Here is a 15,352-nt window from a genome sequence, read left to right on the forward strand (position 1 = left end):
AGTTTAACATTCTAAGTAAAGGGCAAGGCACGTAATGTTTCGATAATTGTAAATAAACTCAGAAAAAAGACCCAAAAAAACGTCTTTTTGGGTCAATCTCTTCTTACGATTTATCCTTTTCTACTTTATTACTTTTTCATATCTGTATAAATGTGAATGGCATCTCTAAAGAATTCGGCTGTTCCAGGCTGTTCTTTATCGTAATATGCTGTGAATCGTTCGTCATCCACATACATTTGAGAAAGACCTGCATGTGCTTCCTTACTGTAATCAGACCAATAAAACATTAACCAGCGCTTGTGAAGCTCAGCTGCTTTTTGTGCAAGGTCACAAGAAGGATCTCCAGTCTGATATGCTTGTGACAACGTTTCTGCTATTTCTTCTGCCAGTTTTGTAACCTCATCATGTTGTTCTTGTGTCATATTTAAAACTTTTTGATTCGAGTTGTTTACGGTATCATCACCGTATTTTTCACGGATTTCCTTTCCGTATTTCTTCTCATTTTCTTCAACTGTTTTTTGTTTAAAACCTTCGAATTTCTCTTTGTCTGTCATCTTAATTCTCCCTTCGCTATAACCGATCGTTTTCTCAACATTTTCGATCAGAACGTCTAACAGTTTTCTTTTGTTCAGGAGTTGTTGGCGATGTTCATGAAGAGCATTTGAAATGTTAAATGTGGGAGAAGATACAATGTCTCTTATTTTTTCTAATTCCATTCCTAGTTCTTTGTAAAATAGAATTTGCTGCAGTCTGTTAACCTCAGCCTCACCGTAGATTCGGTATCCCGATGAATTGATTCTTGCCGGCTTAAGAATTCCAATTTCATCATAATAGCGAAGTGTTCGGCTGCTGATACCTGCTAATTGACTGAGCTTTTGAATGGTATACTCCATATGCTCACCTCCTGACAATTTAAATGTACACCTTTACGTAACGTCAAGGTCAATAGGTTTTATAAAAAAATTCTTTATAAGGAAAAACACACTTTGGTTGTAATTACAAAGTGTGTCCCCTTTTAATAGTGCAGTTATTTTGTATCGTTTTTTGTTTCGTAAATTAGCATTGAAGATTGCTCGTCATCAGGTATAGCATATACTTTTATTCCCTGATCAGAATTCTCAAGATATACAGGATTTCTCGTAACATTATGACCTTGAGGAGAAAACAAAGTAATCGGCAGTTCATGAACCATATCCATTGTTTTCATATCAAGTAATGCCAATCCGCCTAATTCATATTTAGCAGTAGAGCTTCCTTGCTGCGGTAATTCTGTAACGCCACTGCAAATCAAATTGTCTTTCCCTGCACTTTCGCAGTCCTGATAATCAATAAAGTGACTTGGATTGTCCGATTTACTGACTACTTTACCCTTTTGATCGAACTCATAAAATGTTCTTGAACCCCAGCTTACTGCCTTTAGATTTCCATTCTTTCCATCACTTAATATTCCTCCGATGTGGTCATTAGTTCTAAACATTTCCTTTGGTTTCATCTTCTCTGGATTTAATTTATAGATAATAGATTTACTGTTTGGTCGATATTCTGCAACAGATACCCATATGGATTCACCATCAAATGCTATACCGCCAGGATGATAAATATTCCCCTCGCCTAACTTAAGATCTTTTAACAGCTTACCTTGTTTATTAAATACGAAGACATGACCGATGCCTTTACCAGGCGTACGGTCATAGCCGTCACGTGGCTGATCGTATTTTACAGGCTTTTCAAGGATTTCTACCGAAGACATGTAGTACAAATCCCCAATTTTAGTCATTCCTTGCGGGTGAAAGGTATTAAATTGCAAGTCAACTTTTTCTTTCTGTTCCCAAACAGTGTCACGGGACAAATCTTGGAATTTGTCTGCAAGCTGTTTTCCTTCGTTATCAATTTGGATTGCATCTGAATTTGCAAAAGCCGTAGTAACAGAACCAATTGTAAGGACTGTTGCAATTGTAAGCATTAATTTTTTCATCCATTATCCTCCTAGAGTACGAATTGTTTAGTAGGTTTGATGTGAAATTTATTGAGGCATCAGTAAGATCGCGTCACCTACAGGACGTTCGCCAGTAGTGTCAGAAGGTGTGCTTACCATTCTGTCATTAACTGTCATAGTTGTGGAGCCCCCTCCATCTAGATTTACCGCATTCACTGCACCGAGAGATTTCAAGAGTTGTGCACTTTCTTTAAAGTTAGCGCCAACGCTATATCCGGGTTTTCTTCCGTCAATCGTTACTAAAAGAATAGATCCATCACCTTTTATTCCTGCAACCGTACGGGGATGACGTCTTTGTCCGAACTGATAAAAGAATTCTGGATTATCAGGCTGGTGGAAACCCTCTGCAGTTGATGGAATATCTATTTTTCCGTCTTTTAAAAGTCTTGGTCCTCCATTAATGATTTCCATCCTTTTGTCGGATGAAATTGTGCGTTTACCTGCAAACACCATATTCGAAATATTTACCTTTTCTCCCTCATGCAGATGTTCTTGCATCCAACTTGCGGTATCATTCGTCCCTGCTAAAACCGAACTTCCATCAGGAATTGTACCTCCGCGTGTCTCTCTGATTTCAGTAACCATTCCTTGGCTGTTAATAACGGCTTCAGTACCGTCGCCTGAAGGAGTTTCAGTTCCAAAGAGTGAAGTATACTGAATCATTTCACTTGAATCAGTACAAGTAAAGTCGTGTTTCGGTTGATTTGTTTCCTGGTCTCCTACACCACCGCATCCACGAATGAGACCCGGTACCCTGTTTAGTCCGTCAACCTCTCGTTTACTGCCATCAGATGATTGAATACTAAGTTTCGTATTTACGGTTGAAATGGAAGCTTGGTTTTTCTCGTCTAAAATAAGGCTTGTCCGTCCATTTACGGACTCGCTAGCAAGCTTTCCATCTACCATAGAAACACCTGCAAGATCGCCTTCAGTCCCATCCTTCGGCCCCATCACAAAGTATCCGCCATTGATGCCCGCTATTGCATTATTACTTTTTGACATATTTGTTACTGTTTCTTTTCCAGGGATTCGATTATTAGATAAAGTCGAAGCAACCTTTCCTTTAAAAATCTTCGGATTGATTTCAATAACATTTGCTACCCATGGCCCGGTTGTAGAATCTCCGTCTTCACCAGTAAATATAACTTTTGAATCGGAGTAGCCTTTAGAAACCAGTTCTTCTTTTAAAACTTTTGCCTGTGATTCTTCTTGGTATGGACCGGTTCTTACTATATATCCGAGAGGTCCTTGTTCAGGATCATCTTGCGCTCTTTCATTAAGTGTTTGAACAAAAGAATGATAACCTTGAGAAGTTAGCTTTTCTTTCAGCTTTATAGCTTCTTCCTTTGTAGTAAGAAAATCTACATTTACCATGTAGGCGTCTTCCTGACTGGCTTTTCCGTAGACAATACGTGAATAAGTTACACCTTCTTGTATTTGTTGTGAATCTTTATTTTCAATATTCATAAAAGGTGACTGCTGATTTTCTGCTTCAACAGTTTTCATTTTTGAAACGTAACCATCTGAATATGGTAGTACTGTTAACGCCATTAGTGCTGTGAGAGTGAGCAGTGAGGTTTTCTTAACCTTTTTTTTCTTGGGTTGAAATAGTGGTTTCTTCATAGATGCCCCCTTAGTATATGTTCCCCTTCAACATACTAAAGAGTTATTAAGTTAAGGTGAATGGATTATTGTGTGTTTGTAAATGTTCATTTACAGAGTCTAAAAAAATGAATAACACAATTAAAAAAAGCGTCTTGCTAAATGCAAAATCACTTTTTTTCATTTAAATATTTTGTTAGCCCATTTTGAATTTTCTTTTCGTTCTATATGCAGCAGAAGCTGCAATTAACAATCCTCCTGCCGTATCTGCAAGTAAATCCACCATCGTATCGACGTTTCCGCCTCCTTGCAGTGTCATAGCAAAGAATTGATCCATACTGAATTCATAGATTTCCCAGACTACACCGCCAAACACAGAGAATGACAACACAAATAAGAATACAAGCCAATAGGATATATCTTTTCTTGCTTGATGATGGGTTGTACGTTCATAAAGTGCGATCCCTACAAAAGCCAAGAGTGCCCCGCTTAGCAGATGTAAAAAGGTATCCCACCAACCTAGGTGATAAAAACCCAAGATGGAGCCTAAATATTGTGATGCGAATAAAAAGGCAAAGTATGAAAGCATGATGGGCATATTGAATTTTATCTTTGTAAATAGAATTAATAGCAGTGGAACGAGACCACAGAGAATACCACCAAAAGCAACCTGGTAACTATGTGTTTCACCCTTACTAAAATAATAGAAACACAGTATGGCCATAAAGATTACATAAATTACACTTAGAATTAAGAGTATTTTTCGTTTCACAAACGGCACCTCTATTTTCAAGGTAGTTGAGTTGATTCTAAGAGATTATTTCGGTTGTTTTTCCATGGAAAAAGACAAAATATTTTTGCCCTGTATAATTAGTCATGGTATAAAAAATAGTGCCTATTACCACTGATGCATTTTTGGGTGAAGTGAACAAAAAATTAAGTTCAAACAATTTCCAGTTAATCATTTGCTTACTAAGAGTAAAGGACAAAAAATAACAAACAAGGATAACTGCAACAAAACGCATGCCGCCTTTTTTTAGTGAAGTATTGCTATTGAAGGTAAATTTACGATTTAAAAGAAAGCTAACTGCTGCTCCAATAGAATTACCAGTGAAAGTTGATACCCAATAACTAAGTTCGAATACGTTCATGAAGATAAATATTACCGATAGACCTATAAATGTATTTACTACGCCGACTAAGAGAAACCGGAAAAACGAATTAGTTCGTTTCAGGAAGTTTTTGGAGGTTGAGATCATATACTTCATCTTTTACTCTTTGAGCATTTTTTAAATGAAGAGGTTTTGGAAAATTTATTGAGTCTATCTCCACAATAAATTTCGGACGTCGTTTTGATTCTTTATATATTTTACCGATATACTCACCAACTAAGCCTATCCCTATAAGCTGAAGACCACCAATCAACCATATAGAAGTAATAAGAGATGTCCAGCCTGTTTCAGTATTGCCGGTAAACTTTAACATTAAAAAATATAACCCGAATAATAGACTAACGAAAAAAGAAGCAAAGCCTGTCAATAATACAAACCGAATTGGAGTAACAGAAAATGAGGTGATTCCATCAAAAGCAAAATAAAGCATTTTTTTTAGAGGATACTTAGTTTCCCCCGCCAACCTCTCTTTTCGATCATAATAGATAGATGTGGATTTAAATCCAATAAGCGGCACAATGCCTCTTAAAAACATATTAGATTCCTCAAACCTTTCCAATTCGTTTAAGGCTCTTTTGCTCATCAAACGGAAATCAGCATGATTATAGATAAGATTAACACCCATTGTTCTCATAAATTTATAAAAAAATTCTGCTGTGCTGCGTTTGAAAAATGTATCACATTCACGATTTTTTCTTACACCGTAAACAATGTCGTATCCTTTTTTGAACTTTTCAATGAAGGTAGGGATGACGTTTACGTCATCTTGCAAATCAGCATCTATGGATAATACACAGTCAGAGGATGCTTTCGCCGCAAAAAGTCCTGCAAGTAAGGCATTTTGATGACCAACATTTCTGGATAATTTCAAACCTCTAACGTATTCGTTTTTTAAACTTTCTTTATAGATCATTGACCATGTTTGGTCTGTGCTTCCATCATCAACAAACAGTAATTTGCTTTCAACTGACACTAACTCTTCTGATATCATTTTTTTAAGTAATCGATGAAGGGCTCCAATCGTTATAGATAAAACTTCTTCTTCGTTGTAGCATGGTACAACAATCGTCAAAACGGGTTGTTTCATGTAAGTGTACCTCCTAGCTGTTTACATCACTTTGTATAAATAAATCTTCCAAGCTGCAGAATTTGATTCGAATATCTGTTCCAAGTTCAATTTTAATTCTTTTGCATTATCGATTGGCAATGCAGAAAAGATATATTCTCCCCCGAGTCGTTTAAAGGGTTTCATATCAAGTTGAAGATTCTTTACACTTTCTTTTGAATCTTTTTCAAACATATAATTCTTCCCAAGCTGATCAGAAAATAAATAGCAGCGAGCTCCCCATTCATCATAATAGGTACGCAAACTATTGTTTTTTACCAATTCTTTATCCATTATTTCCCGAAAAGCATATTTGTATGTTAATGGATAGAAATTATTATAAGTATCTAATGTGTAAAAGCCGTTATATTGAGCGATTGCTGGGTGTATTCCTATACTTGCTACTCGATAATCTTGTAATGGCTGATCGATATAGTTTTCAATATCCTGGAAAAGATCCTTTGCATAGAATTCTCTAACTGTGGGTGAATTCCGATAGATGATCTCATCATTAAATAAACACAGTAAAACAATTTGGCCAATAATAAAGTACGGAACAGTTTTTTTGAGTTTTTTACTATAGTCCAAAATGATCTTTAAACTAATTGCAAAATCTATGTAAATTACCATCGGGCGCAAAAAATGAAATCGGGCAAAATTAAAAGTATCCATAAAATGAAAACGTTCAGTTACAGGCACCCAGCCCTTATAAAACCAAAACGCATACCATGCTGATAATACAAAATTAAGCACAAATAAAGCTACAAATACTCTTTCTTGTTTCCATAGCCGATTCCAAAATATCAAAAATAAAGCCATGACCGTTGCTAATAAAACGAATAAACCATGCACAGTCATTACATGTGTATGACCAAGAACAAAATTTTTAAATGTTAGTCTTATCACCCGCCACAATGATAACCTTGCATGAAAATAATCATCTCTTGTATTTGGTTCATCATCAAAAATGAATGAATAGACTAATCGGTATTCAATTAAAAGAAAAAGTAAGGTCATGTATAGGATTGATAATAAAAATCGCCAATTCCAGCCTTTTCCCCGGAATACATCTGCAATCCAAAGAATACCAATAGCAATTAAAAAAAAGAAAAAACCTAAAACAAAGCTTGAATATAAAGGTAGCAGTGTAAGTACAAGATAATTCGTCCAATTTTTTTCGGAATTACGGATATTTAAAAATGCCCATAAAGCTAAAGGCATTCCAAGTGTACTAAGCATACCCGAGGGCCAGAATGGAGTAAGTGCAAACGCAAGTGCTGTTCCAATTGTGATTAAAACTAAATTTTTTTGGGGTAAAAAATGTTTTTTTAAGAGTAAATACATACCTAAGAAAGCGAAAAATCTAGTTATACTCTGGCTAATTGCATAAGCAATCATCGTCGGGAAAAGTGTGTGGAGCCAAACGATTCCGCTAAATTCTGTTCCCATTGCATTTCTAGGGAGGCCATTTATAATCTGGGGAATTTTTGAATTTATTCCTCCAAATAATTGACCACTTTCTTTTAGTACTTGATACCAAGCCAGGTTGGAATCCAGATTATCATGGACACGAATATGGGCATCCTCACCTAAAAAATATAAAGGAGACAAATATAGAAAGATAATCGAAATAGCAATATACTTCAGTAAACCATCATTAGATGCAACTTTTTTGAGAGACAATAAGAACACCCCATCATAAAATAGAGTCGCTTATCAGGTTTAACATAAAAAAAATAATGTATACCTTTAATAGGACCAATAAAAAAAGACACTATAAAGTGCCTTTCGGTGAATATTTAGTCGTTCTTTATGCCGCCATTGTCCCAAAACCACTGAACAGCTTTTCTTAACAAAACTGCGTTATCTTCCGCCTTAGTCGGAAGAGCGACAGCCCATCCTGCTGTTTCTGAAGCGGCATTAAGCTTTAATTTTTCTTTCGTTTGCATAGGGGAATAAAATTCAATATGAAAGCGATAATAACTCTCTACATTTTCATAGTTGCTTGGTCTTCCATGAATCCCCATCATATAAGGAAACGGTTGATCGAATAATTGATCCATACCACCTATCAGTTCTTGAAGAATATCTCCCAATGCTCTTTTTTCTTCTTCTGAAAATTCAGTAAGTGCTGTTTTATTTTCTTTACATACGACAAAAACACCAAATGGAGTATCAGTAAAAAAGGGGATAAATGCAATAAAATAATCATTTTCAATTATTACTCTTTGGCCAAACTTTTTCTCTTCTCTGATCATTTCTTCAAACATATTTCTACCGGTCTTCTCTAGATACTTTTTGCAGTTATCTAGCTCAATCTTCACTTTCTTAGGGATAAATGGATAAGCATAAACCTGACCATGTGGATGAGTGATTGTTACCCCAACCTCTTCCCCTCTGTTTTCAAAAATCATTACGTATTGGTGATGGAGATTCTGATCTAATTCATCAAACGTTTTTGTCCAAAGGTCTACTAATCGTTTCATGTGTGATCTTGAAAGATCTGGTAAAGTTGCCTGATGATCAGACGTATAAAGAATTACTTCGCATCTTCCAAATGTCTCTCTAGTATTATATAAGCTGCCCCCAACCTCATCTGGTTCAGGAGGTTCAGCTGATAGAACGGGATACTCGTTATGGTATAAGTGAACATCATAATCCTCTGGTACTTTTCCTGAACCTGGGCAAAAGGGACAAAAATCTTTTGGCAAATAAGGTCTGAATTGTCTTTTTGCAGATACCATCACCCAGCTATCGAGTAATGGATTGTATCGAAGTTCAGCCATTCGAATCACTCCTAAAGGATTTATTTCTTTTGGTGTAAGTTCACGATTATTGAAATCCTTTATTAAATAGATTGATTGACGAAAGTTTATGTATTAATGATTTTATTAAAATTCCAGGAAGAACATGTTTAATTTCATAATTTAATAAAAAGGATAATCCTCAGAGCTTGTTATTTTGAGAAATTATTCTCTCAGTTCTTCAAATTTACAGTAATAAGACATGTTGTGAATTGTGCTATACTATAGTAAGAAGGCACAAAAAGAATAGTAAAAAGAAGGTTTTCGAATGAAATTCAGATGGTTAGACAAGAAAGTTCAGCTTTTCCAATTTGCGGCTGCAGTTTCAGCAGCATTTATAGGAGGTCTATTATTCTCTCTTTTACAATGGCCAATTCCTTGGCTTTTAGGGCCAATGTCAGCAGTACTAATTGTTTCGCGAATTAAAAGGGTTACACTATATTGGCCGACAGAGATAAGAAATGCAGGCTTAATCATCGTAGGTTATTCTATAGGATTGACCTTCACGAAGGATACCTTAATAACCATATCTTCTAAACTGCCATCCATGGCATTAATGACAGTCCTTCTGGTTTTGATTTGCATGGGAATGGCATTTATTATCTCTAAGCTTTCCAGCATTGATTTTCCTACTGCGCTTACAAGCAGTATACCCGGAGGACTTTCACAAATTATTACCTTTGCAGAAGAATCTAAAGGAATAGACATTACTACTGTTACTTTTTTTCAAGTTACCCGTTTATTAATGATCATCTTTTTTGTTCCGTTCCTCATTTTTAGCCCGCTTTTTTTAGAAAATGGTACGAAATTTCCTTCTAGTGAGACTGCTGCTCACCTTGCTCCATATGACTATCATTTACTGCCCACTCTTTTTTTCATTGTTTTTTCCATAGCAGTCGCCTTAATTGGAAAAAGAATTAAATTGCCTACAGCGTTTTTATTAGCTCCTATTTTAGGGATTGCTATATTGAATGTTGCAGGTTATACGGGACCGCCTGTTCCGTCTTTTTTATTAGATATCTCTCAATTTATGATTGGCGGATACATCGGTTTATTATTAAAACCTGAACAACTAAAATCTAAGGCAATAATACCCGTTGCACTTTTTAGCGGTATCATGCTAGTCTGTATCTCATTGGGGTTAAGTTATCTATTGTCATTACAATACCGATTCTCTCCTCTAACTAGCTTCTTAAGCTTAGCACCTGGAGGAGCTGATCAAATGGGGATCATCGGTCACGAACTGCATGCAGATATATCTATGATTACAGGCTACCAGCTTTTTAGAATTCTCTTTATCTTTTTTGCAGTGCCGCCTTTATTAAAATATGTATTAAGATTCAGCCAAAGAAAAAGTGAGAATAAAGGCATGTAGAAATTCACTTAGTTAAATATTAATTAATAAAGCTGCACAAAGCTCAATTAATAAGCATTGTGCAGCACAAATTCACACTACTTGTTATTTTCCTCAATTACTACTTTCAACTTCTTTCTTATTAATTGAAATTCCCTAACCAAAATAACAGCTTCCAAAATATTCACTTTCTTACTCTAACAACTATCCCATTATTCAAGGTTATCATTTCTTGAATGTCTATCCTTATTAAAGAATTTAGCGAGCCCCCACCTGTAAATATGTATTCGGACTCTGCCACCTTTGGATCAATTAAATAGAGTGCTGGAAACCCAAATGAGGGAACTCCACCAGCAGGAAATCCAGTATGTTCTAAAATCTCAGAATCATTGCCTAGTCTTGGTTTATCAATTTGTAATGCTTTACTTACTCTTGAAGTACTTGCTCTATCTTCTCCTTTAACGATAGCAACGATCAGCTTGCCTGCTCCATCCACCATACAGATATTTTTAACAAATTGATCAATTGGTGCGTTAATCATTCTTGCAGCCTGTTTAACAGAGTGACAAGAGTCAGTAAATACAAAATGCTCTGCTTTTATTTTGTGTCTGTCCATATAAGTTTTTATTTTCAAGTGGTATTTTTCCATATTATCAACTCCGATTTAGAGCATGTCCAATATTTTATTAGAAAAAATCACAAGGGATCAAGGTATAATTTTAACACCTTTTAACGCAGAAAGAATTGTACCAGCAGCTTGAATCCAGCTCCCAGTAAAAGAAAGTGATTCACGATAATGTTTGCATCCATCAGGGTTTTGTAAATCGTGAATTCCTACAAATGCTTGTAATGAAATCCCAGCTGTCTGCAATAAGTTTACGATTAAATTAATGACTTGATTGGTAGTTGAACCTTCATTCTCTTCTTGTAATTTCTCCTATTTCGATTCCCTCACCAAGTGCATTTATCCGTCCAATTTGTTGATTCATTTTTTTCAGTTTATTCTTAGACAAAATGGATTGTTATTAATGGCTCACGTTGATAAGTTTATTTTTTTCCAGCTTTCAGCTAAATCATCACCGATTTGCTTGATAATATCCTTAGTAGTGAAATAATACATATGTGAAAACGGAGTCCAGCTATTTATAAGATCCCCGCTGTTAATCTCAATTTCTTGTGTGATTGCATGTTTGTATTGTTCGTTTAATGGTTTTAATGGATATCCAAAAACATCGTCTTTATCATACATATTTATCCATCCGCTTGTAAGGTCAGGATAATAGTTTTTTAATAACGGGGATGGGACTGATATCGGTTTATCAAAATCCGCATACCGAAGGCTCCAAATAGCCAGTGGACTGCCAAGTGAATAAAACCCTGCAAATGTCTCTCCTTTTTCAAGTGGAGAGTCCTGTATTTCTTGTTTGACTGTGCTATGTATTTTGTGAGGAATGTACTGTAGATCATAAAAATAGTTACTCGTAATGACGGTACCTAAACTATGAGCCACAATGAAAAGCGGTGCATCTGCTCCTGCATCTTGACTTAATTTTTGAAGACCTCGTGCCACTATTTCATGAACTTTTATATAGTTCGGATTTGGGTTGGCTGAAGGCTGATATGCTATAGCATCACCAAAGAATTGGACAACAAATTTTCTCATTTTAGCAAAGTCTAATCTAGCCCCTGATGAAAGGCTGTTCCACATCTCGTTTTCTTTTTCGTTAAACACACTTCCCCAGTAAATGGGCTGAATGATAAGTTCGCCATCAGGTTCTGGCAAATAAGGTTTTACATTTTGGGAAAATCGTTTTGTAAGTTCTTCCGAAAAAAGATCTGAAAAATCTTCTTTTTGATCACCAATTCCATGCAGTACGGCAACAGCAATCTTTTTTTTCATGTAGATTCACTTCCTTCTTTTTTTATATCGAAGTGCTGGTCTGTATATGATAGCTGAAGAACCTCAATACTATAAATAGATTGTGAGGGATTTCTTCAATGAATAAAAACAAAATTCATCTACTGCTTTTAGCGATTGTAACTGCTTTTTTTATTTGGTCATTCATTAAACCAAAGCATTATTTTATTTGGATGCTAGAAGTTGGACCATCTGTCTTGGCAATTGTTGTTATTCTGTTTCTTTATAACAAAATGAGACTTACTACATTTTCGTATACCATTATTGCTTTTTTAACAATATTGACATTTATTGGTGGTCATTTTACATATGACGATGTACCATTATTCGATTGGTTCCAATCGCATTTTAATTTAAAAAGAAACCATTATGATCGTTTTGGTCATTTCTTAAAGGGTTTGCTCGTGATTGTCTTCCTAGAAATCCTAATACGAAAGACTGCCCTGCCAATCGGAAAATGGGCTCAATTTTTAGCATTGAATATGACGCTTGCAATTGCTACCTTATATGAAATCGTGGAATGGATTGCAGGCAAGATGTCTAAGCGTACATCCAAAGATTTTGTCGGAGCTCAAGGTGATATTTGGGATGCCCAGTGGGACATGTCACTAACATTGGTCGGATCTCTCATAGCTATAATCCTGTTAACAAAATGGCATAACAGATATTTAAAAAAATCAAAAGATTCCTCTTCTGATGGTTGGTCTTAATTTTTATATTAGCTATCATTCGATTAAATCCCTCCTTTAAAGCCTTTTTCCCTCATTCTATAATTTTTAGCACTTTGTCAAATAATAGAATGAGGTGATTTTTTTGCGTTTGATTATTCATTTTTGCACATTTATGGCTGGCTGTTTAGGTTTTTTTGCATGGTCCGATTTTATAGAAGATGAAATGCATGTGAAAAAATATGAAGGTGAAATTGTTGAAAAAATACAGTTTGATAAGGTTTTGGAAATAGGGTCCAACGTAATTACTGAGCCAGTCTACAAATTAGTTCTCTCATCCGGGAAAACAATATACGTTCCGCGTACCATCTATCAAAAGTTAAATAAAGGTGATCATGCGGTGATATTAAAACAACAAAATCGTATTACCCTTTTACAATAAAAAGCACACTCTGATTAAATTTTGAGTGTGCTTTCTTTTAATTTAACTGGCGGACATCAGTTGAAGGGAAAAGCGGGTATTCTATTGCTGCAAAATAAGCTAATCCAATGCAAATAACAAAATAGGCTAAAAACAATAAATCAAACTTTGAAAAACCGATCTGATAATAAAAAGTTCTTTTGCTGTTATTGTTAAAACGCTTCGCTTCCATTGCAACTGCAATTCGAAATGCACGTCTAATACTCTGTGAGAGCAATGGAATCATTAAGGACTGAATCATTTTGAAATAACCGACTAACCCATTTGGTGAATTAACTCCTCTTACTTTTTGCGCATATCTGATGGTTTGGAATTCTTCTATCATTATCGGAAGCAGTCTAACCGCAGCCATAAAACTGTATGCATACTTCGGCTTGAGGTGTAATTGCTGCATTAATGAATAGAAAAGATATACGGGGCGCGTTGTTAACGCGAAAGTTAATCCTAACATGGCAAAGGATAATGCCCTGAACCCTAAATGAATACCACGGTAAAGACTTTCTTCAGTAATATGAACCAATCCCCAACTAAAGAGCAATTTATTTCCTTCTCCAAAAAAAATCATGGATGAGGAAGTAGAAAGGAAAATGATGATAAATGGCAATGAAAAAAGAATGATCCGCTTAAATGAATGTCCGGTGAAAAAAAGAAACAAAATTGACGTTACAATCGTAAACGAAATCATAAAATTCACATTATGAATCAAGATACCGAAAATAAACAACAGTGTCAGGATGATCAATTTAAAAGAAGGGTTAATCTTATGGAGCCAGCTTTCTGAATGAGTTAATGATTCATGCATGCTATTTCCTCACTTCGAGACAGATCCATTTTGTAGACGGCTCTGTTTTTTATTTCCCAGACACTTGTTGCGTAATGTTTCACAATATTTGAATCATGAGTAACCATAACAATAATGGTCCCTTTTTGCTGTTCTTTTTCCAAGAACTCTAGGAGTCTAAATGTGTTTTTAGAATCTTGGCCAAAAGTAGGTTCATCTAATAACAATATCTTAGGATTCTGTATAAATGCCGTGGCTACACTTAATCTTCGTTTTTGTCCAAGAGATAGATGATAAGGGTGATGATTTTTCTTGTCGCTCAGACCAAAAACGGATAACAGCTCTGTAACCCGTTGATTCATATAATCAGCATCTGCTTTCTGATGTTTTAATGCAAAGGCCAATTCATCATAAACGGTATTTGTTACAAATTGATATTCAGGGTTTTGAAAGACAAAATAAGCTTTATTTTGCAGATCTTTAATCCCCTTAATTTGTGTATCATTAATGTGATATTTACCTGTTGTTTTTAACAATTGCATTAGTGATAAAAGAAGTGTACTCTTCCCCGCACCATTCTCTCCTATGACAGCAATCCATTCACCAGATGATGCAGATGCTTGATCAAAAGAAACCATAACTTCCTTTTTTCGATATCCTTTAAAGTTTTCTAAAATTAAAGTATTTTGTTCCATTACATCTATATTTGGTTCACTGTTTTTCCTGTCATCGAATACATGATTTTCCCATACTCCTGGGTACCAGATTCCAAATTGGTGCAGCGTGTCTTTATACTTTGAAAATACTTGATGAACATTTCCGTCAGCAATAATTTCTCCATATGGATCAAACACAATAACACGGTCAACAAAATCGAGTATCTGATCAATTTTATGTTCAACGATAATCACAGTTTTCTCGTCAGATACTTCTTTTATAGTATCCCAAACTTGGCTGGTACCTTGCTCATCGATTAGAGCTGTAGGTTCATCAAGGAAAAGGACGTCTGGATTTAAAGCTAAGACAGAAGCGATCGCCAAACGCTGTTTCATGCCGCCTGATAAGGATTGAATTTCAGTATGGATATCATCTAATTCAAGTCCAACCGTATTTAATAATTCAGTAATTTTCCCCTTCATCTCACTCCGAGGAACTTGAAGGTTCTCGAGGACAAAGGCAATTTCTTCGTCAACAAATGGCATGCAAAATTGTGAGTCGGGATCTTGGAAAACAAAGCCCCATGATTCTGGAATATGAATTTCGTTGTATTTGATTGGTACTTCAATCGCACTGGGAATCAATCCAGAAAGTGCCTGCAGCAATGTGGATTTTCCGCACCCGGATGGACCAAGCAGCAAGACCTTCTCCCCTTTTTCAAAAGAGACCGACAAATCTTTAAATAGCATCCCTTTTTCTTTTGGAAATTTTAATCTTAAATGATCCACCGATGTTTCAATAGCCACTGCATTCA

Annotated in this window: 15 protein-coding genes and 1 pseudogene; 3 read left to right on the forward strand and 13 right to left on the reverse strand. The window is 35.6% G+C overall.

Annotation, left to right across the window (positions count from 1 at the left end; all coding sequences use genetic code 11):
- Positions 1 to 128: 128 nt before the first annotated feature.
- The 8 genes from RGB74_RS09395 to galT all read right to left on the reverse strand — a co-directional run bounded on the left by RGB74_RS09395 (position 129) and on the right by galT (position 8,661).
- Complete coding sequence (locus tag RGB74_RS09395; protein ID WP_310762725.1) at positions 129 to 893, reverse strand: MerR family transcriptional regulator; 765 nt, start codon at positions 891 to 893, stop codon at positions 129 to 131.
- A 134-nt stretch (positions 894 to 1,027) separates the two neighbouring features.
- A complete protein-coding gene (locus RGB74_RS09400; RefSeq protein WP_310762726.1) occupies positions 1,028 to 1,975 on the reverse strand; it encodes a DUF6454 family protein in 948 nt (315 codons plus the stop codon).
- Positions 1,976 to 2,023: 48 nt separating this feature from the next.
- Positions 2,024 to 3,619 (reverse strand): phosphodiester glycosidase family protein, encoded by a 1,596-nt coding sequence (locus tag RGB74_RS09405; RefSeq protein ID WP_310762727.1) that lies wholly within the window; start codon positions 3,617 to 3,619, stop codon positions 2,024 to 2,026.
- A 175-nt stretch (positions 3,620 to 3,794) separates the two neighbouring features.
- Positions 3,795 to 4,370 carry a DUF2238 domain-containing protein gene (locus tag RGB74_RS09410; protein ID WP_310762728.1) on the reverse strand — a complete coding sequence of 192 codons (576 nt, stop codon included), beginning with the start codon at positions 4,368 to 4,370 and terminating at the stop codon, positions 3,795 to 3,797.
- 37 nt (positions 4,371 to 4,407) lie between these two features.
- Positions 4,408 to 4,866, reverse strand: a complete 459-nt coding sequence (locus tag RGB74_RS09415) for a GtrA family protein (RefSeq protein ID WP_310762729.1) — start codon at positions 4,864 to 4,866, stop codon at positions 4,408 to 4,410.
- Positions 4,820 to 5,857, reverse strand: a complete 1,038-nt coding sequence (locus RGB74_RS09420) for a glycosyltransferase family 2 protein (protein WP_310762730.1) — start codon at positions 5,855 to 5,857, stop codon at positions 4,820 to 4,822. The genes RGB74_RS09415 and RGB74_RS09420 overlap by 47 nt, the downstream gene beginning before the upstream one ends.
- A 21-nt stretch (positions 5,858 to 5,878) precedes the next feature.
- Positions 5,879 to 7,558 (reverse strand): DUF6044 family protein, encoded by a 1,680-nt coding sequence (locus RGB74_RS09425; RefSeq protein WP_310762731.1) that lies wholly within the window; start codon positions 7,556 to 7,558, stop codon positions 5,879 to 5,881.
- A gap of 116 nt (positions 7,559 to 7,674) precedes the next feature.
- Positions 7,675 to 8,661, reverse strand: coding sequence for a galactose-1-phosphate uridylyltransferase (gene galT, locus RGB74_RS09430; RefSeq protein ID WP_310762732.1), 987 nt, complete (start codon positions 8,659 to 8,661; stop codon positions 7,675 to 7,677).
- Positions 8,662 to 8,947: 286 nt separating this feature from the next.
- On the opposite strand from galT, the gene RGB74_RS09435 reads away from it, so the two are divergent.
- Positions 8,948 to 10,054 carry an AbrB family transcriptional regulator gene (locus RGB74_RS09435; protein WP_310762733.1) on the forward strand — a complete coding sequence of 369 codons (1,107 nt, stop codon included), beginning with the start codon at positions 8,948 to 8,950 and terminating at the stop codon, positions 10,052 to 10,054.
- Between the two features lie 163 nt (positions 10,055 to 10,217).
- Here the strand turns inward: RGB74_RS09435 and RGB74_RS09440 are convergent, their stop codons facing one another.
- The 3 genes and pseudogenes from RGB74_RS09440 to RGB74_RS09445 form a co-directional block, all read right to left on the reverse strand.
- Entirely contained in the window at positions 10,218 to 10,682 is a 465-nt protein-coding gene (locus tag RGB74_RS09440) for an aminoacyl-tRNA deacylase (RefSeq protein ID WP_310762734.1), read from the reverse strand.
- Between the two features lie 57 nt (positions 10,683 to 10,739).
- Positions 10,740 to 10,946, reverse strand: a pseudogene (locus tag RGB74_RS20110) (DUF6944 family repetitive protein); the annotation flags it as partial.
- 120 nt (positions 10,947 to 11,066) lie between these two features.
- The gene (locus RGB74_RS09445; RefSeq protein ID WP_310762735.1) at positions 11,067 to 11,933 is read right to left on the reverse strand and encodes a chemotaxis protein; all 867 of its coding nucleotides are present in this window, start codon (positions 11,931 to 11,933) and stop codon (positions 11,067 to 11,069) included.
- Positions 11,934 to 12,031: 98 nt separating this feature from the next.
- On the opposite strand from RGB74_RS09445, the gene RGB74_RS09450 reads away from it, so the two are divergent.
- Both RGB74_RS09450 and RGB74_RS09455 read left to right on the forward strand, forming a co-directional pair.
- Complete coding sequence (locus RGB74_RS09450; RefSeq protein ID WP_310762736.1) at positions 12,032 to 12,661, forward strand: DUF2238 domain-containing protein; 630 nt, start codon at positions 12,032 to 12,034, stop codon at positions 12,659 to 12,661.
- A gap of 103 nt (positions 12,662 to 12,764) precedes the next feature.
- The gene (locus RGB74_RS09455) at positions 12,765 to 13,061 is read left to right on the forward strand and encodes an alpha/beta hydrolase family protein (protein WP_310762737.1); all 297 of its coding nucleotides are present in this window, start codon (positions 12,765 to 12,767) and stop codon (positions 13,059 to 13,061) included.
- A gap of 37 nt (positions 13,062 to 13,098) precedes the next feature.
- On the opposite strand, the gene RGB74_RS09460 is transcribed toward RGB74_RS09455, so the two are convergent.
- Both RGB74_RS09460 and RGB74_RS09465 read right to left on the reverse strand, forming a co-directional pair.
- Positions 13,099 to 13,902 (reverse strand): energy-coupling factor transporter transmembrane component T family protein, encoded by an 804-nt coding sequence (locus RGB74_RS09460; RefSeq protein ID WP_310762738.1) that lies wholly within the window; start codon positions 13,900 to 13,902, stop codon positions 13,099 to 13,101.
- Entirely contained in the window at positions 13,887 to 15,344 is a 1,458-nt protein-coding gene (locus tag RGB74_RS09465; RefSeq protein ID WP_310762739.1) for an ABC transporter ATP-binding protein, read from the reverse strand. The genes RGB74_RS09460 and RGB74_RS09465 overlap by 16 nt, the downstream gene beginning before the upstream one ends.
- Positions 15,345 to 15,352: the final 8 nt, after the last annotated feature.

Origin of the sequence: Bacillus sp. NEB1478, from assembly GCF_031582965.1 — a bacterium.
Lineage (GTDB): Bacteria > Bacillota > Bacilli > Bacillales > Fictibacillaceae > Fictibacillus.

What these genes read in the sequence shown, in the direction of transcription:
- RGB74_RS09395 (WP_310762725.1), bottom strand. Translation starts at nt 893, where the DNA reads ATGGAGTATACCATTCAAAAGCTCAGTCAATTAGCAGGTATCAGCAGC.
- RGB74_RS09400 (WP_310762726.1), bottom strand. Translation starts at nt 1,975, where the DNA reads ATGAAAAAATTAATGCTTACAATTGCAACAGTCCTTACAATTGGTTCT.
- RGB74_RS09405 (WP_310762727.1), bottom strand. Translation starts at nt 3,619, where the DNA reads ATGAAGAAACCACTATTTCAACCCAAGAAAAAAAAGGTTAAGAAAACC.
- RGB74_RS09415 (WP_310762729.1), bottom strand. Translation starts at nt 4,866, where the DNA reads ATGAAGTATATGATCTCAACCTCCAAAAACTTCCTGAAACGAACTAAT.
- RGB74_RS09420 (WP_310762730.1), bottom strand. Translation starts at nt 5,857, where the DNA reads ATGAAACAACCCGTTTTGACGATTGTTGTACCATGCTACAACGAAGAA.
- galT (WP_310762732.1), bottom strand. Translation starts at nt 8,661, where the DNA reads ATGGCTGAACTTCGATACAATCCATTACTCGATAGCTGGGTGATGGTA.
- RGB74_RS09435 (WP_310762733.1), top strand. Translation starts at nt 8,948, where the DNA reads ATGAAATTCAGATGGTTAGACAAGAAAGTTCAGCTTTTCCAATTTGCG.
- RGB74_RS09440 (WP_310762734.1), bottom strand. Translation starts at nt 10,682, where the DNA reads ATGGAAAAATACCACTTGAAAATAAAAACTTATATGGACAGACACAAA.
- RGB74_RS09445 (WP_310762735.1), bottom strand. Translation starts at nt 11,933, where the DNA reads ATGAAAAAAAAGATTGCTGTTGCCGTACTGCATGGAATTGGTGATCAA.
- RGB74_RS09450 (WP_310762736.1), top strand. Translation starts at nt 12,032, where the DNA reads ATGAATAAAAACAAAATTCATCTACTGCTTTTAGCGATTGTAACTGCT.
- RGB74_RS09460 (WP_310762738.1), bottom strand. Translation starts at nt 13,902, where the DNA reads ATGCATGAATCATTAACTCATTCAGAAAGCTGGCTCCATAAGATTAAC.